Here is a 22,507-nt window from a genome sequence, read left to right on the forward strand (position 1 = left end):
GGCGGCGGCGGACGCTCCGGGCACCGAGCGGGGGTAACCGTGACGAGGATCGATGATGTGGCCCGGCTGGCCGGAGTGTCCACGGCCACCGTCTCGCGGGCGCTACGCGGACTACCGACGGTCTCGGCCGCCACCCGACGCCGGGTACTCGCCGCCGCCGAGCAACTCGACTACGAGGTCTCACCGAGCGCGTCCCGGCTCGCCGGCGGCCGAACCGGCACTGTCGCGGTGGTGGTCCCCCGGATCACCCGCTGGTTCTTCAGCACCGTCGTCGAGGCGGTCGAGGAGTACCTCCACCAGTCCGGCTACGACCTACTGCTCTACAACCTGGGCGGTCGGGAGCAGGTCCGCCAGCGGGTCCTGCGTACGGCCAACCTGCACAAGCGGGTGGACGCCATGATGCTGGTCGCCACGCCCCTGCGTCCGGCCGACCTGACCGCGCTGGCCACGCTGGAACTGCCCGGCGTCACCATAAGCTCGGGCAGCAGAGTGCCCAACTGGCCGTGCGTACGGATCGACGACGTGGCGGCCGCGCGGGTCGCGACCAAGCATCTGATCGACCTCGGCCATCACCGGATCGCCCACATCTCCGGCGACCCGGACGACGAGTTGGCCTTCACCACGCACCTCGACCGACGCCGGGGTTACCAGGCGGCGCTGCGCTCCGCCGGCCTGCGACCCGACCCCACCCTGGACATCGAGTCCACCTTCACCATCGACGGCGGCAACCGGGCCACCGCCGAACTGCTGGCCCGCGGCGAGCCGCCGACCGCGATCGTCGCCGCCTGTGACGAGATGGCGATGGGCGCGATGACCGCCCTGCGCGACGTCGGACTGCGGGTGCCGCAGGACGTCAGCGTGGTCGGCATCGACGACCACGACCTGGCCGGTGTGCTCGGGCTCAGCACCGTCGCCCAGCCCGCCGCCGAGCAGGGCCGGCTGGCCGCCCAGATGCTGCTCGACCCGCTCGGTGCCCGGCCTCCGGGCCCCATCGTCAGTCAACGGGGCGCCGGTTGCGACACTCCGGTGGTCCTGCCCACTCGGTTGGTGGTCCGGGACTCGACCGCACCGCCCCGGGCACACTGAAATCCAAACACCGCAACACGGGAGACGACCCTGAACACCAACCCGACGCAGCAGACCCCCTCCGGTCACCCGGCCACCGGCTGGTGGACCGAGGCCTCCATCTACCAGATCTACCCCCGCTCGTTCGCCGACTCGGACGGGGACGGAATCGGTGACCTGCCCGGCATCACCGCCCGCCTCGACCACCTGGTCGAGCTGGGCGTGGACGCGGTGTGGCTCTCCCCCTTCTACCCCTCGCCGCAGGCCGACGCCGGCTACGACGTGGCCGACTACCGCGACATCGACCCGCTGTTCGGCACCCTCGCCGACGCGGACAAGCTGATCGCCGAGGCCCGGTCCCGCAACCTGCGGGTGATCGTCGACCTGGTCCCGAACCACACCTCCTCGGCGCATCGCTGGTTCCAGGCCGCGCTGCCGGCCGCGCCCGGCAGCCCGGAGCGGTCGCGGTACATCTTCCGCGAAGGCCGCGGTCCGGCCGGCGACCAGCCGCCGAACGACTGGCAGAGCGTCTTCGGTGGCCCGGCCTGGACCCGGACGGTCGACGCCGACGGGCAGCCCGGCCAGTGGTACCTGCACCTGTTCGACACCGGGCAGCCCGACCTCAACTGGGACAACCCGGAGGTGCACGCGGAGTTCCTGGACGTGCTGCGCTTCTGGTTGGACCGCGGCGTGGACGGCTTCCGGGTCGACGTGGCGCACGGCCTCATCAAGCAGGCCGACCTGGCCGACTGGCAGGAGCCGCAGGAGATCCTCTCCGGAAACGAGATCGACAAGCCCCGCCCGCCGATGTGGGACCAGGACGGCGTACACGAGATCTACCGGCAGTGGCGGCAGGTCCTGGACAGCTACCCCGGTGAGCGGGTGCTGGTCGCCGAGGCATGGGTGGAGCCGGCCGAGCGGCTGGCCCGCTACGTTCGCCCGGACGAGATGCACCAGGCGTTCAACTTCGAGTACCTGCTCGCCGCGTGGACCGCACCGGCCCAGTACGCGGTGATCACCCGTTCGTTGGAGGCGACCGACTCGGTCGGCGCGCCGACCACCTGGGTGCTGTCCAACCACGACGTGGTGCGGCACGCCTCCCGGCTCGGCCTGCCGGTCGGCACCGTACGCCCCAACGGCATCGGCATCGGCGACCCGCAGCCGGACGCCGCACTCGGTCTGCGCCGGGCCCGGGCGGCCACCCTGCTGATGCTGGCACTGCCCGGCTCGGCGTACCTCTACCAGGGCGAGGAGCTGGGGCTGCCCGAGCACACCACCCTGCCCGACGAGGCCCGGCAGGACCCGACCTGGGCGCGTAGCGGGCACACCCAGCGCGGCCGGGACGGCTGCCGGGTGCCGATCCCGTGGGAGGCCGACGCCCCCTCGTACGGCTTCGGGCCGACCGACGCGAGCTGGCTGCCGCAGCCCGCGCTCTGGGCGGAGTACGCGCTGGACCGCCAGCGCGACGTGCCCGGTTCGACGTACGAGATGTACCGCGCGGCGCTGCGGTTGCGCCGTGCCCACGGGTTGGGTCGCGGCACCCTGGAGTGGTTGTCCTCCGGCGACGAGGTGTTGAGCTTCCGCAACGGTGAGCTGACCGTGCTGACCAACTTCGGTGCCGCCCCGGTGCCGCTGCCGGCCGGCGCCGAGGTGCTCGCCGCCAGCGCGCCCCTGGACGACGACGGCGCGGTCCCGGCCGACGTGACCGTCTGGCTGCGCGGCTGACCCAGCCCCACGTGGAGGCGCGGGGGGCCAAGATCCGCGCAACATCAGGGATGTTGGCCCCTCACGCTCGCCCGAGGCAGCACCTTGCCTGATGTTGCGCGGATCAAGGCACGTGGGAGTGCCGCGAACGTAGGGCGGCGGGGTCAGAGGTGGTCGGCTCGGGTGTGGAGCAGGTCGTGCACGTTGTCGATGTCCGCTGGTGAGGTTCGCGAGGCGAGCCAGTACATGACACCGGTCGGGATGAAGAAGAGCTGGAACGCGGCCAGCCCGACGGCGAAGTTCAGCGGCGGCGGGAATGCCACTCGCAGTGCCTGGAAGGCCACCCCGACCAGCCCGTTGCCGGCCGCGCGACCGACCCCGTTGACCAGGTTGCCCAGGCTGTAGACCGTGCCCCGGTGCTCCGGCGGGTTGACGTCGGCGATCAACGCGAACCAGTTCGGCGAGTTGGCCGAGGTCAACGCGAGCGCCACGATGGCGGTGAGCAGGCTCAGCCCGACCGACGGCTCGGTGAACACACTGGACAGCACCGCACCGACCACCGCGCCGCCACTCGCGCCGTCCGGCACGTCGATGGTCACCGGCACGAAGAACAACACCAGGTAGAACGGCAGCGCGGCGAGGATGCCGATGGAGGCGACGAGCGCCCGCCCTCGCGGGGTACGCCGTTGCACGGCGTCGCCGATCAGCCCGCCCACGATGGACAGCACCCCACCGAGCTGGAACAGGGTGGCGAAGACGCTGCCCACCACCACAGCGGTCGAAGTGGAGTAACCCTGGGCCTCGGCGCGTTCGGCGAACAGCACCGGCAGCCAGACCAGCGAACCGAACGCGGCCTGCGCGGTCAGCCCCTGCAGGATCAGCCACCGGTTGGTCCGCCGGGCCAGGATGCGCGGCAGGTCGGCGCGGCTGATCCGGTAGTCGTACTCGGCGCCGGCGTCCAACCTGCCGGCCAGTTCCGGCTCGCTCTGGCCACGCCGGACGTCGTACGTGAACAGGTAGGCCACTGTGGCGACCAGGCCGACGCCGGCCAACAGCAGGAACGGCCGCCGCCAGTCGGCGGCCCCGAGTAGCCCGCCGACGAGGGTGCCTGCGAGGGTGCCGACCCCCTGGGAGAGCCCCCAGAAGCTCATCACCAGCCCGCGCCGGGTCGGTGAGATCAGGTCGGTGACCACGGAGAAGCCCACCGAGCCGACCGCGCCGAGGCCGACCGCCGCGACCAACTGCGCGGCCAGGAACGTCAGGTAGCCGCCGGCGAGCGCGCTACCGCCGGTGCCCGCCGCCCAGAGCAGTGTGCCCACCATGAGCAGCGGTTTGCGGTTGGTGCGGTCCCCGACGTACGCCCAGCCGACCGCCGCGACCGCGCTGACCAGGAAGCTGACCGCGGTGACCACGCCGAGCAGCCGCCCGGACACGTCGAACGCGTCGGAGATCGGGCCGTACAGCGGGGGTACCAGCCCGATCGCCACGTTGTCCAGGGAGGCGAGCAGCACGAACACCACGACGCTGTACAACCGGTGCGCCGGCCCACCACCCCGACCGTGCGAGCGCAGACCGGGCCCGCCACTGGTCACCGTCATGACCGGCAGCCAACCAGACTGCGTGGAGGAGGTCGTCACGCGGGTGGGTGCCGGTCACCGTCGACCGGCACCCACCCGCGTCGATCCCGACGCTCAGCGCCGGTCGAGCACCAACCCGCGAGCCGCGGCGTACTGCTCGCGGACGGCGGGGACGGCCGCCGCCGCGTACTCCTCGGTGCCCTCGACCGCCCAGACCGGCGGCGCGGCACCACCCAGGGCGACCCAGGCGGCCTGCCGGGCGGCGCCGTCGGCGACGTACTCCCCGGCCGGCGGGACGACGACCGGGCAGCCGAAGACCTGCGGGGCGATCTGACGCACCGCGGCCGACCGGGCCCCGCCGCCGACCAGAATGACCCGGCGGGCGGTGGCACCCTGCGCGGTCAACGCGTCCAGCCCGTCGGCGAGCGCGCAGAGCATGCCCTCCACGGCGGCCCGCGCCAGGTGCGCGGGGGTCGACGTGCGCAGGGTCAGGCCGTGCACCGCACCGGTGGCGAGCGGCCGGTTTGGCGTCCGCTCACCCTCCAGGTAGGGCACCATGACCAGCCCGTCCGCCCCGGCTGGCGCGGAGAGCGCCAGCTCGGCCAGCTCGTCCAGGTTGACGCCGAGCATCGCGGCGGCGGCGTCCAGCACCCGGGCCGCGTTGAGCGTGCAGACCAGGGGCAGGAAACGGCCGGACGCGTCCGCGAAGCCCGCGACGGCGCCGCTCTCGTCGGCGGCCGGCACGTCGGCGACGCTGAACACGGTGCCGGAGGTGCCGATCGAGACGACCACGTCACCCGGGCCGGCGCCGACACCCAGCGCGGCGGCGGCGTTGTCCCCGGTGCCCGCGCCGAGCAGCGCACCGCCCGGCCCGCCCAGCTCGTCGGCGAGCTTCCCCGCCGACTCGGCCGGGCCGAGCACCTCGGGCACCACCAACCGCCGACCGAAGCCCCGCTCCAGCAGGTCCAGTCGGTAGTCACCGGTCGCCGGCGACCAGTAACCGGTGCCGCTGGCGTCACCCCGGTCGGTACGCAGGGCGCCCAACCCCGGTGCGCCGGCCAACCGCCAGGTCAGCCAGTCGTGGGGCAGGCAGACGGCGGCCACCCGGGCGGCCAGCTCCGGTTCGTGCCTGGCCAGCCACCGCAGCTTGGTGATGGTGAAGCTGGCCACCGGAACGCTGCCGGTGGCCTCGGCCCAGAACCGACTCCCGGCCGAGCCGCCGCCGGCCTCCTCGATGAGGTCGGCGGCGGCGTCGGCGGATCGGGTGTCGTTCCACAGCAGCGCCGGGCGGACCACCCGGCCGTCCTCGTCGAGACACACCATGCCGTGCTGCTGGCCGGCGACGGAGATCGCCGCCACATCGGCCAACCCGCCGGCCTGGTCGGCGGCGCTACGTAGCGCCTGCCACCAGGCTTCCGGGTCGACCTCCGTGCCGTCCGGGTGCGGTGCCCGGCCCTGCCGGAGCAGGGTGCCGGTCTCCGCGTCCCGGATCACCACCTTGCAGGACTGGGTGGACGAGTCAACGCCTGCGACCAACGGCATGGCGGGGCCTCAGCGGGCGCCGAGCAGGTGCTCGACGGCGAGCTGGTTGAGCCGGACGAAGGCGAAGCCCCGGGCGGCCACCGCGTCGACGTCGACATCCTCGAACGCCGACCGGTCGGCCAGGAACTCCTCGTAGCCCTCGCCGTCGTTGAGCGTCGGCGTGCTCAGCTCGCCGACCTTGCTGGCGGCGAGCGCCTCGATCACCTCGGGGTCGGCGCGGAACGCCGCCGCGCGCTCCTTGAGCAGCAGGTAGGTGCTCATGTTGGCCGCCGCGGAGGCCCACACCCCGTCCATGTCCTCGGTGCGGGAGGGCTTGTAGTCGAAGTGCCGCGGCCCGTCGTAGGCCGGCCCGCCGTTGGGGCCGCCGTTCTCCAGGAGGTCCACCAGGGCGAACGCGTTCATCAGGTCACCGTGGCCGAAGACCAGGTCCTGGTCGTACTTGATGCCGCGCTGGCCGTTGAGGTCCAGGTGGAACAGCTTGCCCTGCCAGAGCGCCTGGGCGATGCCGTGGGCGTAGTTGAGCCCGGCCATCTGCTCGTGGCCGACCTCCGGGTTGAGGCCGACCAGCTCCGGGTGGGCCAGCTGGGAGATGAAGCCGAGCGCGTGCCCGATGGTGGGCAGCAGGATGTCGCCGCGCGGCTCGTTGGGCTTGGGCTCCAGCGCGAACCGCAGGTTGTAGCCCTTGTCGATGGAGTACTGGGTGAGCAGGTCCACCGCCTCGCGGTAGCGGTCCAGGGCGGCGCGGACGTCCTTGGCGAGGTCGTACTCGGAGCCCTCGCGGCCACCCCACATGACGAAGGTGCTGGCGCCCAGCTCGGCGGCCAGGTCGACCTGGCGTAGCACCTTGCGCAGCGCGTAGCGACGGACCTCGCGGTCGTTGCTGGTGAAGCCGCCGTCCTTGAAGATCGGGTGGGTGAAGAGGTTGGTGGTCACCATGGGCACCACGAGGCCGGTCTCGTCGAGGGCCTTGCGGAACCGGGCGATGTGCTGGTCACGGGTGGCCGCGTCGACGCCGAACGGGATCAGGTCGTCGTCGTGGAAGGTGATGCCGTACGCGCCCAGCTCGGCGAGCCGGTGCACTGCCTCGACCGCGTCGAGCTCGGGACGGGTGGCGTCACCGAACGGGTCACGGGCCTGCCAGCCCACGGTCCAGAGCCCGAAGGAGAACTTGTCGGCGGGGGTGGGACGGGGTGCCATGAGCGACCTCCGGGGTGGTGTTGTCCGCTATTTGTTCAGCGATTGAATTATTTGCCCACCATATGGCACTGTCAAGGGGTGAGCCTCACCCACGCCCCGGCCGGCGCAGTCCGTCAGGGCAGCCTGCGCGAGCTCAACCTCGCCCTGGTCCTCGGCCGGATCGCCACGGCCGACCGGCCTCCCTCGCGGGCCGACCTGGCGACCGCCACCGGCCTGACCAGAGCCACCGTGTCCGCGGTGGTCGAGGACCTGCTCGCCGGCCGGCTGGTCAGTGAGTCCGACCCCGCGCCCCGCTCGGGCGCCGGCCGACCGGCGCGCGGACTGGTCCTGGCCGATCAGGGGCCGGCCGGGCTCGGCCTGGAGGTCAACGTGGACTACCTGGCGGTCTGCGTGGTGGACCTAGCCGGCCAGGTCCGGCACCGCACGGTGCACCGGGCCGACCTGCGCCCGGTGGCCCCCGCCGACGCCCTGGCCCTCCTGGTCGAGATGGCCGGGGTGGCCCGCGAGGACGCTGCCCGGCACGGCCTCACCCTGGTCGGGGCCGCGCTCGCGGTGCCCGGCCTGGTGGACGACGCCGGGCTGGTCCGGCTCGCGCCGAACCTCGGCTGGCGGGACGTGCCGGTGCCCGCGCTGCTCGCCGAGCACCCTCCGCTGATCGAGCAGGTGCCCGGCGTCCCCGCGCTGGTGGTGGACAACGAGGCCAACCTCGCCGCGCTCGGCGAGCTGCACTCTCAGCCACCCGGCCCGTCCAGCTTCCTGCACATCTCCGGAGAGGTGGGCATCGGCGCCGGCATCGTGCTGGACGGCGCGCTGTTTCGCGGCGTACGCGGGTGGAGCGGCGAGATCGGGCACCTTCCGGTGCACCCCGAGGGCCGTCCGTGCCGCTGCGGCGGCCAGGGTTGCCTGGAGCAGTACGCCGGCCAGGAGGCGATCGTGGCCGCCGCCGGGCTGGCCCGGGCGGAGCTTCCCGCGGACACCGCGACGGCCCGGTTGGCCGAGCTGGCGGAGGCCGGCGACGCCGACGCGCTGCGGGCGCTGCACGACGCCGGAACGGCGCTCGGTGTCGCGGTGGCCAGCGTCGTGAACCTGCTCGACCTGGACACCGTGGTACTCGGTGGCGGTTACGCGGCGCTCGCACCCTGGCTGTGCCCCCCGGTCCTCGCCGAGATCGGCGCCCGGGTGCTCACCGCTGCCTGGTCGCCGGTCACGGTCCGCCCGTCGACGCTCGGCGCGGAGGCCGCCGCGGTAGGCGCCGCCGGCTCGGTGGCCCGTCGGATCGTCGCTCAGCCCGCCGGCTGGCTGGCCCGCTCCGACTGATCGCCACCCCGCGCCGTGCGCCGCTGTCGGGGGGAATCGGTATCCTTGCTCCCAGGCAACGATCCCCGGTGAGGAGTCGAGAAGCAGCATGCGCACACGTCGTCAGACGCGCGCCGGCGTCCGGCGGTGACCACGACGCAGCAACCCGGCGGCACCCCGTTGCCGGCCGACGAACGGTTGGCCCGCGAGCTGCTCGACGGGCTCGCCGAGGCCGTGCTGACAACGGACGGGACCGGTCGGGTGACCCTGGTCAACGCCATGGCGGCCGAGCTGATCCCGGAGATCGACGCTGGCACCGAGCTGGCCGGTTGCTCGGTGGCAGCCCTGGCCCGGGCAGTCGCCAGCGGCGCTGACCGGTTCGACGCCGACCACCACGGCCGGCGACTGCGCGGCGTCCGGCGGCAACTCGCCCGCTCCCGATGGGCGTGGTATGTCCGCGACATAACCGAGGAGCACGCCCGCGCCGACGCCCTGCTCGCCGAACGCTCCCGCACCGCGTTCCTCGCCCAGGCCGGCAGTCGGCTGGCGCTGGCCCTGCACCGCGACCAGGTCCTCCTGGCCACCACCACGCTCGCCGTTCCCTACCTGGCCGACGTCGCCGTGGCACTGCCCCGACCGACCGCGCCGGCCGAGCCGCATCCCCGCTGGATCCGGTACGCCGACGGCGAGCCCGCCCCGGTCACCGGGCTGGCCAGTCCCGAGCTGACCCACTCCGTGCCCGGGCTGGCCGAAGCGCTGGCCGGCGACCGGGCCGAGCCGGGCCCCTGGCCGGATGCCCCGCTCACCGACCTGGCCGACCTGCTGCCGTCCGAGTTCGGCCCCCCGGGCATGGTGCTGGTCAGCCCACTGCTCAGCGCCAGCGGGTCGGCCGGTGCACTGCTGCTCATCCGTCGGCCTGGGCGGGCCGGCTTCGACAGGCGCGACGTCGAGCTGGCCCGGGAGTTCGCCGCCCGCGCGGGTGCCGCACTGGCCACCGCCGACCTGCACGGTGAGCAGGCCCACCTGGCCCGGGTGCTGCAAACCAGTCTGCTCCCGCCCGAGCTGCCCGTCGTGCCCGGCGTGACCATGGCCGGCGGCTACCGGGCAGCCGGCGACACGCTGCGCATCGGCGGCGACTTCTACGAGGTGTTCCCACACCCGCGCGGCGCCCTGTTCGCGCTCGGCGACGTGTGCGGCAAGGGCGTGGGCGCGGCGGTGCTGACCGGCCGGGTCCGCCAGTCGTTGCAGACCCTGCGGCTCGTCGAGCAACGCCCGCTGGAGCTGATCCACCTGCTCAACCAGGCGCTGTTCGACGCGCCGGACGCGGCACGGCGCAACCAGTTCACCACCCTGCTGCTCGGTTCCCTGGACCGGGGGCCAGCCGGGCTGGACGTCCGGATCGCCGGCGGAGGGCACCCGGCGCCACTGCTGGTCACCGCCGACGGCACGGTCACCCCGGTCCCGGTCGGTGGCATGCCGGTGGGGGCGCTGACGGCCGCACGGTTCGCCGAGACCCGGGTCCACCTCGATCCGGGCGATCTGCTGCTCGCGTACACCGATGGGGTGACCGAGGCGCGCGGCCCGCGCGACGCGGCGATGTTCGGCGAGGCCCGGCTGCGGGCCGCGCTCGCGTCGGCGGCCGGGCAACCGCCGGCGGTGTTGATCGACCGGGTGCTCCGCGCGGTCGACGACTGGCTGGGCGGGCAGGCCCACGACGACATCGCGATGCTGGCCGTGAGCGCGTCGGCGTCGGCATGACCGACGGGTGCCGGCCCGACCGGCTTGATCAGGCGGTACGCGCCACCGGCGGGTCGCCGGCCGGCCGCTCCCGGGTGGTGCCGACCGATCGTTCCGGGCCGCCCGACGAACCCGTCCACCCCGCTCGGGTCTGCCGACCCGAATCGACCGACCAGTCCCCCGACCGACCACCGGGCCGGTCCGGGTCGTCCGGCCAGTCCCCCTGGCCCGTCGACTCATCCGACGTCGGCGCGTTCTGCGCCTGCTGGCCACGAACGGTCTCGTCGAACTCCCGCATCCCGCGCAGCAGCGCGTCGCGGCCCTCCCGGCTCATCCCGGCCAACACGGCGGCGAGTTGGGCCCGGCGGTCGGCCCGCAGCTCGGCGACGAGCCGACGGGCCTCCGGGGTGAGGTGGAGCGAAATCTCCCGCCGGTCGAAGCGGCCGGGCTCGCGCTCCAGCATGCCGGCGGCGACCAGCCGGTCGCACAGGCGGCTGGCGGAGCTGAGCAGCATGTCGAGTCGGGTGGCGAGCCGACGCAGGTTGATCCCGTCGAACTGCTCCACCACCATCACCGCCCGTAACTGGGCACCAGACAGGCGGCTGGCGGTCCCCTCCCGGGCAGACTCCCAGATGCCCAACAGGGCAGCGGCCGCCGCGTCCAGTGCGGCGGCCATACTCGTCTCAGGGTCCGTCGGACGGTTCAGTTCGGCCATGGTGGCCCGAGAGTACTCCGAACCCACTGGTAGTCGAGCTTTCAGCGAGGGAGTGACGATGAGCGAACCGGTCAATCGGGCACGACGTGCCCTGAACGAGACACCAGCTGACCGGCTCGTCGGTGGTATCGGGGACGTACTCGCCCAGTCGTACGGGATCACCGACGTCGAGCTCTACCAGGTCGACTACCGACTCGCGGAGCTACTGCCACTCACCGACGGTGACTCGATCACGAGCCCCGGGCACCCGGCCTGGCGCGCCTTCGACCACCAGTCGCCGATACTGATCGACGGCACCGCCTGGTTCCCGGTCGCCATGCGTGGCGAGCGCCGAGGGGTGCTGCGCCTGTCGTCCGTTCCGGACGACCGGGAGGTCCTCGCCGACCTGGCCGACATCGCCACCGCGCTCGCCCACGAGGTGGCGGCGGTCTCCGCCGGCACCGACGTCTATCGGGCGGCCCGACGCGCCCAACGCCTCACCCTGGCCGCCGAGATGCAGTGGGACCTGCTCCCCGGCCGCAGCCGGATCCGTCCCTCGTTCAGCCTGGCCGGGCAGTTGGAGCCGGCGTACGCGGTGCGCGGCGACAGCTTCGACTGGTCCGACGACGGTGAACGGCTCTGGTTGTCCACCATCAACGGCACCGGTGAGGGCGTGGCCGCCTCCCTGCTCACCTCGCTGGCCACCCACGCTCTGCGCAACGCGCGTCGGGCCGGGCTGAGCCTCGCCGACCAGGCCGCCCTCGCCGATCAGGCCATCTACGACCTGTACCGGGGCGAGCAGCACCTCTCCGCGTTGCTGATGGAGCTGGACCTGCGCTCCGGAATGATGACCGTTGTGGACGCCGGGTCGCCCCGACTGGTCCTGCTCCGCGACGGGGACGTCGCCGAGCAGCCGCTGGAGGCGCAGTTCCCGCTGGGCATGTTCGAGGCGACCGACTACCACGAGCAGAAGTTCCCGCTGGAGCGCGGCGACCGGGTCTTCGTGGTCAGCGACGGGGTGGTGGAGGCCACCGGTCAGCACGTGCGCTACGGCGAGACGGCACTGGACCGGTTCCTGCGGCGGACCGGGCCGATGGCGCCCCTGGACGCCGTCCGTTCGCTGATCGGTGACCTGCGCGCGTTCGTGGCCGGTGACCTGGTCGACGACGCGGTGGTCGTCTGCCTGGACTGGACCGGCCCGCAGGCGTGAGCGGTGCTCAGTACGCGCCGCGGCCGTTGAGCACCGCGCCGAAGGTCTTCCAGAGAATGGTGAGGTCGGCGGCGAGGGACCAGTTCTCCACGTAGTAGAGGTCGAGCCGGATGCCGTCCTCCCAGCTCAGGTCGGAGCGGCCACTGACCTGCCACAGGCCGGTCATGCCGGGCTTGACGAGCAGCCGTCGGGCCACGTCGCCGTCGTAGCGGGCCACCTCCGAGGGCAGCGGCGGGCGGGGCCCGACCAGGCTCATCTGCCCCAGCAGCACGTTGACCAGCTGCGGCAGCTCGTCCAGTGACCATTTGCGCAGCAGCCGGCCGACGCGGGTCACCCGGGGGTCGTGGCGCATCTTGAACATGAGGCCGTCGGTCTCGTTGCGGGCGGTCAGCTCGGCGAGGAGCGCGTCCGCGTTCAGCACCATGGTGCGGAACTTGAACACCCCGAACTCCTGCCCGCCCCGGCCGACCCGGACCTGTCGGAACAGCACCGGGCCCCGGCTGTCCAGTTTGATGGCCAACGCGATGAACGCGATCAGCGGCAGCAGCACCGCCAGCGCCAGCGACGAGACGGATCGGTCGACGAGACCCTTCACCAGCTTGCGGACCCCGCGGAACTCGGGCGCCTCGACGTGGATCAGCGGCAGGCCGGCGACCGGGCGGGTGTGGATGCGCGGGCCGGCGACGTCGGTCAGCGCGGGTGCCACGACCAGGTCGATGCCGGTCCCCTCCAACTGCCAGCCGAGGCGGCGCAGGCGGGTCGCGGTCAGCTCACCGGAGGCGGTCACCGCGACCGTGTCCGCGCCGATCGCGGTGGCGGCCTCCGGGATGCCCCGGAACGACCCCACCACCGGCACGTCACCCAGCCGCTGCGCCACCGGCGCGAGCAGCGCGTCCGGGATGCAGGCGCCCACCACCTGGTAACCGGCGTACGGCTCGCGGCGCAGCGTGTGGACCAACTCCAACACGTGGGCGGTGTCGCCGACCACCAGCACCTTGCGGGACCAGCCGGCGCCCAGCGAGCGGGCCCGGTGCAGCCGCTTGCGGGCGGCGAACCGCGCCACCTCCAGCCCGACGGTGCCCACCGCGAAGGAGATTCCCAGGAAGCCCCGGGAGACGCCGACGTCGGCGATGTAGCCGATGATGGCGATCGCCCCGGCCAGGCGCAGGCTGGCGGAGCTGACCCGCCGGTACTCGTCCGCCCCGTAGCCGATCACCCGGTCGTCGTAGCAGCCGAGCGCCTTGAGCGAGATCAGCCAGGCCAGCACCAACCCGGGGGCGACCAGCACGTACGGGATCTCCGAGCCGGTCGGCTCGTCGTCACCGAAACGGGCGACGTACCCGATCAGCAGCGCGATGATGAGGACGGTGGTGTCCAGCACCACCAGGACCCGGACGTAGGACCGTTCGTCGGCGCGCGCCACCAACCCGGCGCGTCGACCGCTCGGCTCCGCCGACGTGGCGGGGGTCAACAGTGTCGCCACGCTCACCGGCCCTCCCACTCTGTACAGGATGGCCCCGGCCGACGGGTCGGACCGGAGGCGGACCGACTATGCCGGAACAGTCGACATCCTGCCTTGACAACTATGACTGCCGATTGCTTCCGACGTATTGCCGTCACTTTTTTTAAACAACCTGGTGGCCGAAAAGGGGCCTGCCACACCGAATCGACGGTACGGCAGGCCCCTGGACGTCTGAGCGTGGGATCAGCGTGGTGCTGGCGGACGCCGCGCGATGGCGCTGAGGAAGATGCTGCCGATCTCGCTCGGGTCCTTGGTGACGAAGACGTCGCCACCGGTCACCTTGGTGATCGATTCCAGCTCTGCCTTGCTGACGCCCTCGCCGATACCGATCATGATGACCTGGACCGGCCGCTCCGGGTCGGCGATCTGCTTGAGCTTGCTGAGCAGCTGCTGCTGGTTGAGACCGTTGTCGTCCTCGTTCTTGCCGTCGGTGAACAGCACGATCGAGTTGACCCGGCCGGGCTGCCAGTTCTCCTGCACGGCCTGGTACGCGGCCAGCATGGTGTCGTAGAGGCCGGTGTCGCCGCTGGAAGGCTTGACGGTGGCGAGCGCGCCCTCCAACTGGGCCCGCTGGCCGGAGAGCGGCCCGATCGGGACCAGCTCCCGGTAGTCCCGGTTGCCGACGAGCTTGGTGGAGAACGTCCACAGACCGATCGACCAGGAGTCGTCGAAGAGGCCGAGGCCGCGGCGGGCCGCGTCGACGGTGACCTCTTCCCGGCTGCGGTTGTTGGCGCTGGGCACCGGGTCCTTCATCGAGCCGGAGACGTCGATGACGGCCAGCATCCGACCGGACTGGGTGGCGATCGACCAGCTGGAGACGACCCGCTGGATGGCGGCCGGGTCGAGGCCACCCGCCGCGGTGCCGCCGTTCGCGGGTGCGGTGGGCGCGCCGCCGGACGGGCTCGGAGCACCCTGCGGCGCCTTGAAGCCCTCGCCCCAGTTGCCGTCCGGCGCGCGCAGCGACTGCGCGGCGAGCCGGTTACGGAAGGTCGGGCTGGTGAGCAGCTCGAACAGCACCTTGGCGGCCGATGCCTTGCTCGGCTCGATGCCGGGCAGCACCGCGTACGGGTAGTCCAGCGGCATCGGAGCCGGCTCCATGTAGAGCGCGGCGAGCGGCACCGGCGGCTTCTTGCTGTTGTACGCGATCACGTCTTCTTCGGACAGGGCCGCCGCGCCGAGACCACTGGCGATGGACGTCGAGTCGTTGGCCGTGGGGAAGCGGGCCAGCAGGTCGTTGCGGAGCGAGGAGCGCCCGGTGGCCAGGGCGCGGAGCGCGCCGACGGTGTTGCGCTGGGCGTCGCCGCCGGCGCCGTTGGCGGCCGCGGTCAGCGAGAGCAGACCGGACAGGCCCGCCGCGTCGCGGGTCGGCTCGACGATCCCGGTCCGCAGCGGCGCGCTGGTGTTGTTGACCTGCTTGAGCAGGTCGGTCCAGTTGAACTTCTTGTCCGGCCAGCCCAGCCGGGTCGCGATCGGCTCGGGCATCGCGACGACGATCGGGCTGCGCGCGATGGACTGGCCGTTGGTCGGAGCGAACGCTGTCGCGTCCTTCTTCAACCGCAGCAGCCAGGTCGAGGAGTCGGGCACCCAGACGTCGGGGCTGACGGCGGTGCCACTGGCCTGCCCCACGCCGGCCAGCACAGCGCCGTGTTTGGCCGCCACCACGGCCGCCACGTCGACCGGGTCGGACGCGGACACGTCGACGCGGATGCAGGTCGGGCCTACCGCAGCGCCATCCTTGACCCACTGGGACGCGGCGGCGTCAACCGCCGGCGCGAGTTCGGAAGCGACCGCCACGGCGAGTCGGATCTCCCCCGAGCAGCTGGGCTGGACCAACTCCTGGTAGCCGAACCACGCGCCCGTCGTCACGACGAGCACCCCCGCCGTTGCGGCGGCGGCGGCTAGGTGGAGTTTCGAACGCATGCGATGGCGGCCTGCTGACACGGTGACCATCTTGCGTACTAGGTGCCGTCTCTGCCACATCCGTTCGGACTAAAGTTACGGAGGAGAAACAGTTGACCACCTTTTTGCAACACAGAGTGACGCAGCAGCCTCGTGGCGTTGCCGAATCAGTGCAGCGCTCGCGTCTCTAAACCATCGTTCAGGGCAGCACGCACGTCGGGCTCGGCACCGGCACCGGCTCGCCGACCGCCTCCGGGACGCCGGTGTCGGCGTCGCGCCGGAACACCCGCACCATGTCCGCCCGCTCGTCGGCGACGTAGAGGTGCTCACCGATGAGGGCGAAGTGCCGAGGCCACTCGCCGCCGGTGTCCACTTCGGCCACCAGCTCGGGCAACTCCCCGGCCACCGTGAAGACCGCAACGGTCCCCACCCCACGGTTGGCGACGTAGAGGAACCGGCCGTCCGGGGTGACAGTGACCTCCGACGGCTGGACGTGGCCGGCCCGCTCGCTCGCCTCGACCCGCCCGCGCTGGTGCAACGCGCCGTCGTCGGTCAGCTCGTAGGCGGTGACCGAGGCGTCCAGCTCACCGACGAGGTAGCAGCGCCGTCCGTCCGGGTGCCGGGCCAGGTGCCGGGGGCCGGTGCCGGGCTTGGTACGCATCCGGGGCGCACGCGGCACCAGTCGTCCGGTCGCCTCGTCCAGGTCGTACCGGTAGACCGAGTCGGTGCCGAGATCCACGCCGAAGATCGGACCCCGGCCCGCCCCCGGCGAGACCATGTGGGCGTGGGCGTGGTCCTGGCGCTCCGGGTCGGGGCCGTGCCCCTCGTGCACCACCAGGTCGGTGCGCTCGCCGGGCACGCCCTGCGGGTCGAGCGGAAAGACCGCGATGCTGCCGCTGCCGTAGTTGGCCGCCAGCAGGTGCTCGCCGCCGGGCAGCACCGCCAAATGGCAGGGCTCGGCGCCGCCGGTCGACCGACTGCCGAGCGGGTCCAGGGCGCCGTCCGCCCCGACCTGCCAGGCGCTGATCTCGCCGTCGGTCAGCTCGTTGACCGCGTAGAGCACCGGCTGGGTGGGGTGCCGCGCCAGGAACGAGGGGGACGGGGTGACCGCCACCGTGCCGAGCGGGGTCAGCGCCCCGGTCGTCGGGTCGCGACGCGCGGCGACGATGCCGCTGCCCCGACCGCCACTCTGCGCGGTGTAACCCCCGATGTGGACGACCTCACCGTGACCGCTCACGCCCAACTCCTCCGCCGGCATCCTCCGTTGATCCAACCAGAGGCTGCCCGCGTTGCCCGCCCGTTAACCCGCTTTCCGGCCGGGATCTCAGGCCGCCGGCACCGGCTCGCCGCGCTGTCGGGCGACGTGCTCCACCAGAGAGATCAACACCATCTTTCCGGACTGCCGGTCCCGGGCGTCGCAGAGCACCATCGGCACGTCCGGGTCCAGGTCGAGTGCCCGGCGTACGGTCTCCAGGTTGAACCGGCGGGAGTCGTCGAAACAGTTCACGCCCACCACGAACGGGATGCCGCGCTGCTCGAAGTAGTCGATGGAGGGGAAGCAGTCGGCCAACCGCCGGGTGTCGGCGAGCACCACCGCGCCGAGCGCGCCGAAGGCCAGCTCGTCCCAGAGGAACCAGAACCGGTCCTGGCCCGGCGTGCCGAACAGGTAGACCTGAAGGTCGTCGTTGATGGTGATCCGGCCGAAGTCCATCGCCACCGTGGTGGTGGACTTGCCCTCCACGCCGGAGATGTCGTCGGTGCCGATCCCGGCGCCGGTGAGCACCTCCTCGGTCTGCAACGGACGGACCTCGCTCAGGGCGCTCACCAAGGTCGTCTTGCCAGCCCCGAAGCCTCCCGCGATGAGGATCTTCAGTGCCAGCGGGATGGTGGTGCTGGTGCCCACCTGGTCATAGCGCACGGAGTCCACTGACCACCGCCTTGAGGATGTCGTCGTCGGGAAGGATGCCGGCGGGCGGCGGCTCGTGCACCGCTACCAGGCCATCGGCGAGGAGATCACCGAGCAGTACCCGGACCACGCCGACCGCGAGGTCCAGCTCGGCTGCCAGTTCGGCCACCGACACCGGCCGGTGGGCCAACGCGACCAACCGTCGATGCTCCGGCAGCAGATGCGAATGGCTTGTCGCATCGACGTCCGAACCGGCCAACACGAACGCGACCAGGTTGAAATTGTCGACGGCGGAGCGTACCCGTCCTCCGGTGAGCGTGTACGGGCGCATCACCGGGCCGGCTTCACCATCCAGCCACTCGTGCTGCGGCCCGGGCGGCTCAGTCCGCATCTCCGGCACCCGCTGCCGATCGGGCCGGCGCGGCGAGGCTCTCCCCCACCCGGATCACCAGCATCGCCATCTCGTACGCGACCAGCCCGATGTCCGCGTCGGCGTCGCTCACCACGGCCAGGCAGGCCCCCTGCCCGGCGGCGGTGACGAAGAGGTACGCCGCCTCCATCTCCACCACGGTCTGTCGGACCGGGCCGCCGTCCACGTGCCGGCTGGCGCCTCGAGCGAGGCTGGAGAAGCCGGCGGCGAGCGCACAGAGGTGCTCGGCGTCGGAGCGCTCCAGCTCGGCCGAGCAACCGAGCAGCAGGCCGTCGGCGGAGAGCACCACCGCCTCGCGGGCGGCCGGCACCCGTTGCACCAGCTCGTCGAGCAACCAGTCGAGGCCGGCGCTCTGCTTCGTCGAATGCCGCACTAGGCGTCCCTCTCAGTTGCGGTCGGGGGTTCGGGGGTCGTCGCCGGGTCGGTGGGAGCCGCCGGGACTGCCGGACCGGTTGGCGCCGCCGGACCGGTTGGCGCCGCCGGACCGGTTGGCGCCGCCGGGGTGATGGCGGTGGCGCGTCCGCGCGCCGTGCCGGCCTGGAGCGCCGCCATCACCTGGCGGACCTCCTCCGGCGAGCGGGGCGACGGCGTGTCGCTGACGGTCGACCGGGGCTGGGCGGCGGGGGTACGACGACGCACCCGGCGGGGCAGGCCATCCAGCTCATCGTCCGGCTCGTCGGGGGTCGCCGACCCCTCGTCGCGCCCGTTGGCGGGCGGGATGGCCGAGGTCGGCGCTCCGGTGGGTGGGGCGGGTGGGGCTGTGCTGGCGGACGGCGCCGTCGGCGGGCGGGTACGAGGGCGGGTCACTGTGCCCCGGCGCGCCGTCCGAGCCAGCCGCCGGCTCGGGTCGGCCGACGCGGTACCGAGCGTGGCGGGGTCGGGGCCGGCCGGCGGCTCGGTGGTGATCAGGTCGCCGGGGACCAGCACCACGGCGGTCACGCCACCCTCCCCGGATGGGCGCAGCCGCACCCGTACGCCGTGCCGGGCCGCCAGCCGGGCCACCACGAACAGGCCGAGTCGGGCGCTCTGCGCCGGGTCGAACTCGGGCGAGCTGGCGAGCCGGGTGTTGGCGCTCTCCAGCGCCGTGTCGGACATGCCCAGCCCCTGATCGGTGATCTCCAGGGCGTACCCGTTGGCCACCTGCGCCCCGGTGACGGTGACCCGGGTGTCCGGCGGGGAGAAGGCGGTGGCGTTCTCGACCAGCTCGGCGAGCAGGTGGATGATGTCGCCGACCGCCCGCCCCAGCACGCCGGCCGGCTGCACGGCCTTGACGTCCACCCGTTCGTACGCCTCGACCTCGGAGATCGCACCGCGGATCAGGTCGACCATCGCGACCGGGTTCCGCCAACCCCGGCCGGGCGCGGAGCCGGCGAGGATGACCAGATCCTCGGCGTGCCGACGCAGCCGGGTGGCCAGGTGGTCGACCTGGAACAGTTCGGCCAGCTCGTCCGGGTCCTCGCTACGCCGCTCCATCCGGTCCAGCAGGTGCAGCTGACGGTGCACCAGGCTCTGGCTCCGTCGGGCGATGTTGAGGAAGACCTCGTTGAGCCCGCGACGCAGGGTGACCTCGTCCACCGCGGCCTGGACGGCGGTGCGCTGTACCTCGGTGAAGGCGCGCCCGACCTCGCCGATCTCGTCGTGGCCGTACTCCAGCGGCGGTGCCTCCCGGGCGACGTCGACCTGCTCGCCACGGCGCAGCCGGGCGACCACGTCGGGCAGCCGGTGCTCGGCCAGCTCCAGGGCGGCGGTGCGGACGCCGCTGAGCCGCCGGACCAGGGTGCGGCCGACCCGCAGCGCCACCAGCACCGAGACCACCACGGCGACGAGCCCGAGCACGCCGGCGGCGGCCAGCCGCACCAGGATGCGGACCGCCATCGGCACCGAACGGTCGGTGAGCGCGTCGGCCTCGGACAGTTCGAAGTCCCGCAACTGCTGCTGCACCGCGTCCTGGCTGGCCTGCCAGGCGGCCGCGTCGACCGTTGGTCGGCCGGACCGGTTGGGTACGACCAGCGCGTCCTGCATGCGGCGCAGCCGGGTGAACGCTTCGCCCTCGGTCAGCCGTTGGTACGCGACCCTGCTGCTCTCGGGCAGGTCGGCCACGGCGCTCTCGGTGAGCCACCGTTGGTTGCCGATGGCCTGTACGAGCTGGGTGTGCTCGCCCTCGGCGAACCGTCCGGCGGTCAGCGCGCCGGCCAGCAGCGCGTCGCTCTGGCCGAGCAGTTCCCGGGAGCGACCCAGCGCGGTGAGCGCAAGTGCCTGCCGGTTGATGTCCGGGTCGGTCAGGGTCGCCATGCCGGCGAACGCCTGGAAGGCCGCGGCGACCATGCCGCTGTACAGGCCGATCGCGCCGGCCCGGTCCACCTTGCGGTCGTCGATGAACTTCCGCCCGCTGGGTAGCGCCGCCAGGGCGTTGACCAGCTGGTCGACCCGGGTTTCCAGCAGGTCGTCCGCAGCGTCGCGCAGCGGCTCCCCGTCCACCCGGCGGCGCAGCTCGGCGACCGCCCGGTCGGTGCGCCCGCGCTGCTCGGCGAGGGCGGGCAGCTCGGTGTTGCCGGCGAGCTGCACCACCGAGAGTCGGCGTTCCCGTTGCAGCTCGGTGACCACTGTCTCGCCGGGGCGACCCAGGTCGTACAACAGGGTGCGGGCGGAGAGCAGGTTCAGGGCGGGACCGAAGGTCAGCGTGGTCGCGAAGATCCACAGCGCCAGGAGCGCGGTCACCGGCGCGACGACCAACGCGGTCAGCTTCGAGCGGATCGGCCAGTCGCGGGTTTTCATCAGACCTCGCCCGTACAGGGTGGCAGGAGGGGTGCCGGCACCGCCGGGCACCGCGCCTGCCGGCTGCACGCCCGGCCGCGTCGCCGGGCACCGGCGCGGGCGCCTTGGGCAGGATACGTAATCGGAGGCTGTTTCACTACCGCCCGTGTCGCCACCCACCCAAGCGCCTCTTCTGGGGTAAATCAGGTCTTGGCCGGTGAGTAGTTGCGGCCCTCGTCAGGAAAGTGTCTCGGATCGGGATTGGCGATCACTGCGCGGAGGGAATAGCAGATGACGAAGGAGGAGCCCATGTCGCCCACGCAGATAGTCGTCATCGTGCTCGTCGTGCTGGTGATCGTCGCGGTGCTGGCTGTGGCCGCCCGCTCGCTCAACAACCGCCGGGCCCTGCGCAACCGGTTCGGGCCGGAGTACGACCGGGTGGTGGCGGAACAGGACAGCCGGTCCGCCGCGGAGCGCGAACTGCGCGACCGGGAACGCCGGCATGCCGAGCTCACGCTCACCCCACTCAGCCCGGAGTCCCGGGCCCGGTACGCCGCCGCCTGGGAGGAACTCCAGGTCCGCTTCATCGACTCCCCCGGCGAGACCGTGGGCGACGCGGACGAACTGGTCACCCGGCTCATCGAGGAGCAGGGCTACCCGACCGGTGACTTCTCCGACCAGATCGCCCACCTCTCCGTCGAGCACGCCCGCACGCTGACCAACTACCGGGACGCGCACGAGATCCACCTGCGCAACTCCCGGGGCGAGGCCAACACCGAGGAGCTGCGGCAGGCGGTCGTGCACTACCGCGCACTCTTCGCCGACCTGCTGGGCGAGGAGCCGGTCGGCCACCACACGCCCGAACAGCGCCACCACCCGGACCACGACGCCACGAGCCGCTGAGGAGGCCACCGATGCGCCAGGAAGAGCAGCAGGTGAGCAACGACCACCCGGAGGCCGTCCGGTCCGCGCCCGTGCCGGTACCCCCGGCTGGCGACCGGGCCGGCCGTTCCGACGTCCCGGAGGACGCCCTCGACGACCGGGGCACCTTCGACGACCAGACCGCCGCCCACCAGCGGGCCGACGACACCGACCGGGACGCCGCGTACGACCCGGCCGACGACGAGCTGACCGACGACTCCGACCCGCGCCACCGGCGCCACGACCGGTCCACCGACGAGGGCGGTTTCCACGAGCCGGGGCCGCTGCCGACGACGTTCGGCGCCACCACGGTGGCCGACGCGGTGGCCGCCTCCGCGCTGGCCAGCCCGCACCCGCAGGACCAGCCGGACCCCCGGGCCGAGCGGACCGCCCAGCCGGGCGACGGCGCCGAGGACGGCGAGCGGGAAGGTCTGCGCGCCGACCCCACCGCCGAGCTGCACCGCCGCGACACGGACGTCGACGACAGCGCGGACTTCGACGACCGCACCGACCGGGACGACCGGGACGACGCGGACACGTCCGCGCGGACCGTCGTCCCGCCGGGAAGTACGGACGGCGACCCCGAGCGGCGCGGCGATCTGACCGGCGACCGGGATGCCGCCGCGGCGGGCGCGGCCGGCTACGGCAGCGCGACACCGGAGATGGTCGACCCGGACGCGGACGGCGAACCGGTCCCCGGCGACGACGCCAGCCCCACGCTGGGGTCCGCCGGAACGTCCCGACCCGCCGGGTCGACGGTCGCGGCCGAGCCGGCCACGCTCCTCGACACGGACACCGCGCAGGGCTTCCGGGACCGCTGGCGGGACGTGCAGCTGCGTTTCGTCGATGACCCGCAGGCGGCTGCCGGCGAGGCGCAGTCACTGGTGGAGGAGGCCATCCAGGCCCTCTCCTCGGCGCTGGCCGCTCAGAAGAGCACGCTGGGCGGGTGGCAGGACGCCGGCTCGGCCGACACCGAGCAACTGCGGATGGCGGTCCGCAACTACCGGGACTTCCTGGACCGCGTACTCGGTCGCTGAGACCCCCGACCACCAA

18 protein-coding genes are annotated in these 22,507 nt (G+C 72.8%); 7 read left to right on the forward strand and 11 right to left on the reverse strand.

Features of this window, described 5'->3' with window-relative positions; genetic code table 11:
* Nucleotides 1-39: 39 nt before the first annotated feature.
* Together ACQRWP_RS22235 and ACQRWP_RS22240 are read left to right on the forward strand one after the other, a co-directional pair.
* Nucleotides 40-1,086, forward strand: a complete 1,047-nt coding sequence (locus tag ACQRWP_RS22235) for a LacI family DNA-binding transcriptional regulator (protein WP_091405707.1) — start codon at nucleotides 40-42, stop codon at nucleotides 1,084-1,086.
* A 30-nt stretch (nucleotides 1,087-1,116) separates the two neighbouring features.
* Nucleotides 1,117-2,790, forward strand: coding sequence for a glycoside hydrolase family 13 protein (locus ACQRWP_RS22240; RefSeq protein WP_430503262.1), 1,674 nt, complete (start codon nucleotides 1,117-1,119; stop codon nucleotides 2,788-2,790).
* Between the two features lie 143 nt (nucleotides 2,791-2,933).
* Here ACQRWP_RS22240 and ACQRWP_RS22245 read toward each other — a convergent pair whose 3' ends face one another.
* The 3 genes from ACQRWP_RS22245 to xylA all read right to left on the reverse strand — a co-directional run bounded on the left by ACQRWP_RS22245 (nucleotide 2,934) and on the right by xylA (nucleotide 7,085).
* Nucleotides 2,934-4,367, reverse strand: coding sequence for an MFS transporter (locus tag ACQRWP_RS22245; protein ID WP_430497441.1), 1,434 nt, complete (start codon nucleotides 4,365-4,367; stop codon nucleotides 2,934-2,936).
* A 93-nt stretch (nucleotides 4,368-4,460) separates the two neighbouring features.
* The gene (xylB, locus tag ACQRWP_RS22250) at nucleotides 4,461-5,888 is read right to left on the reverse strand and encodes a xylulokinase (protein ID WP_430497443.1); all 1,428 of its coding nucleotides are present in this window, start codon (nucleotides 5,886-5,888) and stop codon (nucleotides 4,461-4,463) included.
* 9 nt (nucleotides 5,889-5,897) lie between these two features.
* Nucleotides 5,898-7,085 (reverse strand): xylose isomerase, encoded by a 1,188-nt coding sequence (gene xylA / locus ACQRWP_RS22255; protein WP_430497445.1) that lies wholly within the window; start codon nucleotides 7,083-7,085, stop codon nucleotides 5,898-5,900.
* Nucleotides 7,086-7,163: 78 nt separating this feature from the next.
* On the opposite strand from xylA, the gene ACQRWP_RS22260 reads away from it, so the two are divergent.
* A complete protein-coding gene (locus ACQRWP_RS22260; RefSeq protein WP_430497447.1) occupies nucleotides 7,164-8,402 on the forward strand; it encodes an ROK family transcriptional regulator in 1,239 nt (412 codons plus the stop codon).
* Nucleotides 8,403-8,528: 126 nt separating this feature from the next.
* Nucleotides 8,529-10,139: a SpoIIE family protein phosphatase gene (locus tag ACQRWP_RS22265; RefSeq protein ID WP_430497448.1), complete on the forward strand. Its 1,611-nt coding sequence runs from the start codon at nucleotides 8,529-8,531 to the stop codon at nucleotides 10,137-10,139.
* A 28-nt stretch (nucleotides 10,140-10,167) separates the two neighbouring features.
* Here ACQRWP_RS22265 and ACQRWP_RS22270 read toward each other — a convergent pair whose 3' ends face one another.
* On the reverse strand, nucleotides 10,168-10,794 hold the full coding sequence (locus tag ACQRWP_RS22270; protein ID WP_430497450.1) for a MarR family winged helix-turn-helix transcriptional regulator: 627 nt from the start codon (nucleotides 10,792-10,794) through the stop codon (nucleotides 10,168-10,170).
* 97 nt (nucleotides 10,795-10,891) lie between these two features.
* On the opposite strand from ACQRWP_RS22270, the gene ACQRWP_RS22275 reads away from it, so the two are divergent.
* Entirely contained in the window at nucleotides 10,892-12,022 is a 1,131-nt protein-coding gene (locus ACQRWP_RS22275; protein WP_430497452.1) for a PP2C family protein-serine/threonine phosphatase, read from the forward strand.
* A gap of 7 nt (nucleotides 12,023-12,029) precedes the next feature.
* Here ACQRWP_RS22275 and ACQRWP_RS22280 read toward each other — a convergent pair whose 3' ends face one another.
* The 7 genes from ACQRWP_RS22280 to ACQRWP_RS22310 all read right to left on the reverse strand — a co-directional run bounded on the left by ACQRWP_RS22280 (nucleotide 12,030) and on the right by ACQRWP_RS22310 (nucleotide 20,554).
* On the reverse strand, nucleotides 12,030-13,511 hold the full coding sequence (locus ACQRWP_RS22280) for a sugar transferase (RefSeq protein WP_430497454.1): 1,482 nt from the start codon (nucleotides 13,509-13,511) through the stop codon (nucleotides 12,030-12,032).
* Nucleotides 13,512-13,727: 216 nt separating this feature from the next.
* Complete coding sequence (locus tag ACQRWP_RS22285) at nucleotides 13,728-15,485, reverse strand: substrate-binding domain-containing protein (protein WP_430497456.1); 1,758 nt, start codon at nucleotides 15,483-15,485, stop codon at nucleotides 13,728-13,730.
* Between the two features lie 157 nt (nucleotides 15,486-15,642).
* Nucleotides 15,643-16,701: a lactonase family protein gene (locus ACQRWP_RS22290; RefSeq protein ID WP_430503263.1), complete on the reverse strand. Its 1,059-nt coding sequence runs from the start codon at nucleotides 16,699-16,701 to the stop codon at nucleotides 15,643-15,645.
* Between the two features lie 66 nt (nucleotides 16,702-16,767).
* Nucleotides 16,768-17,370 (reverse strand): GTP-binding protein, encoded by a 603-nt coding sequence (locus ACQRWP_RS22295; protein WP_091405745.1) that lies wholly within the window; start codon nucleotides 17,368-17,370, stop codon nucleotides 16,768-16,770.
* Entirely contained in the window at nucleotides 17,351-17,740 is a 390-nt protein-coding gene (locus tag ACQRWP_RS22300) for a DUF742 domain-containing protein (protein ID WP_430497458.1), read from the reverse strand. Before ACQRWP_RS22300 ends, ACQRWP_RS22295 begins: the two co-directional genes overlap by 20 nt.
* Entirely contained in the window at nucleotides 17,730-18,152 is a 423-nt protein-coding gene (locus ACQRWP_RS22305) for a roadblock/LC7 domain-containing protein (RefSeq protein ID WP_112584065.1), read from the reverse strand. The genes ACQRWP_RS22300 and ACQRWP_RS22305 overlap by 11 nt, the downstream gene beginning before the upstream one ends.
* Entirely contained in the window at nucleotides 18,152-20,554 is a 2,403-nt protein-coding gene (locus ACQRWP_RS22310) for a nitrate- and nitrite sensing domain-containing protein (protein ID WP_430497460.1), read from the reverse strand. The genes ACQRWP_RS22305 and ACQRWP_RS22310 overlap by 1 nt, the downstream gene beginning before the upstream one ends.
* A 288-nt stretch (nucleotides 20,555-20,842) precedes the next feature.
* Between ACQRWP_RS22310 and ACQRWP_RS22315 the strand changes: the two genes are divergently transcribed.
* Both ACQRWP_RS22315 and ACQRWP_RS22320 read left to right on the forward strand, forming a co-directional pair.
* A complete protein-coding gene (locus ACQRWP_RS22315) occupies nucleotides 20,843-21,436 on the forward strand; it encodes a hypothetical protein (protein ID WP_354948449.1) in 594 nt (197 codons plus the stop codon).
* Between the two features lie 11 nt (nucleotides 21,437-21,447).
* The gene (locus ACQRWP_RS22320; protein WP_430497461.1) at nucleotides 21,448-22,491 is read left to right on the forward strand and encodes a hypothetical protein; all 1,044 of its coding nucleotides are present in this window, start codon (nucleotides 21,448-21,450) and stop codon (nucleotides 22,489-22,491) included.
* The last annotated feature ends 16 nt before the right edge of the window (nucleotides 22,492-22,507 follow it).

Source organism: Micromonospora trifolii (assembly GCF_050516465.1).
Classification (GTDB): Bacteria; Actinomycetota; Actinomycetes; order Mycobacteriales; family Micromonosporaceae; genus Micromonospora; species Micromonospora trifolii.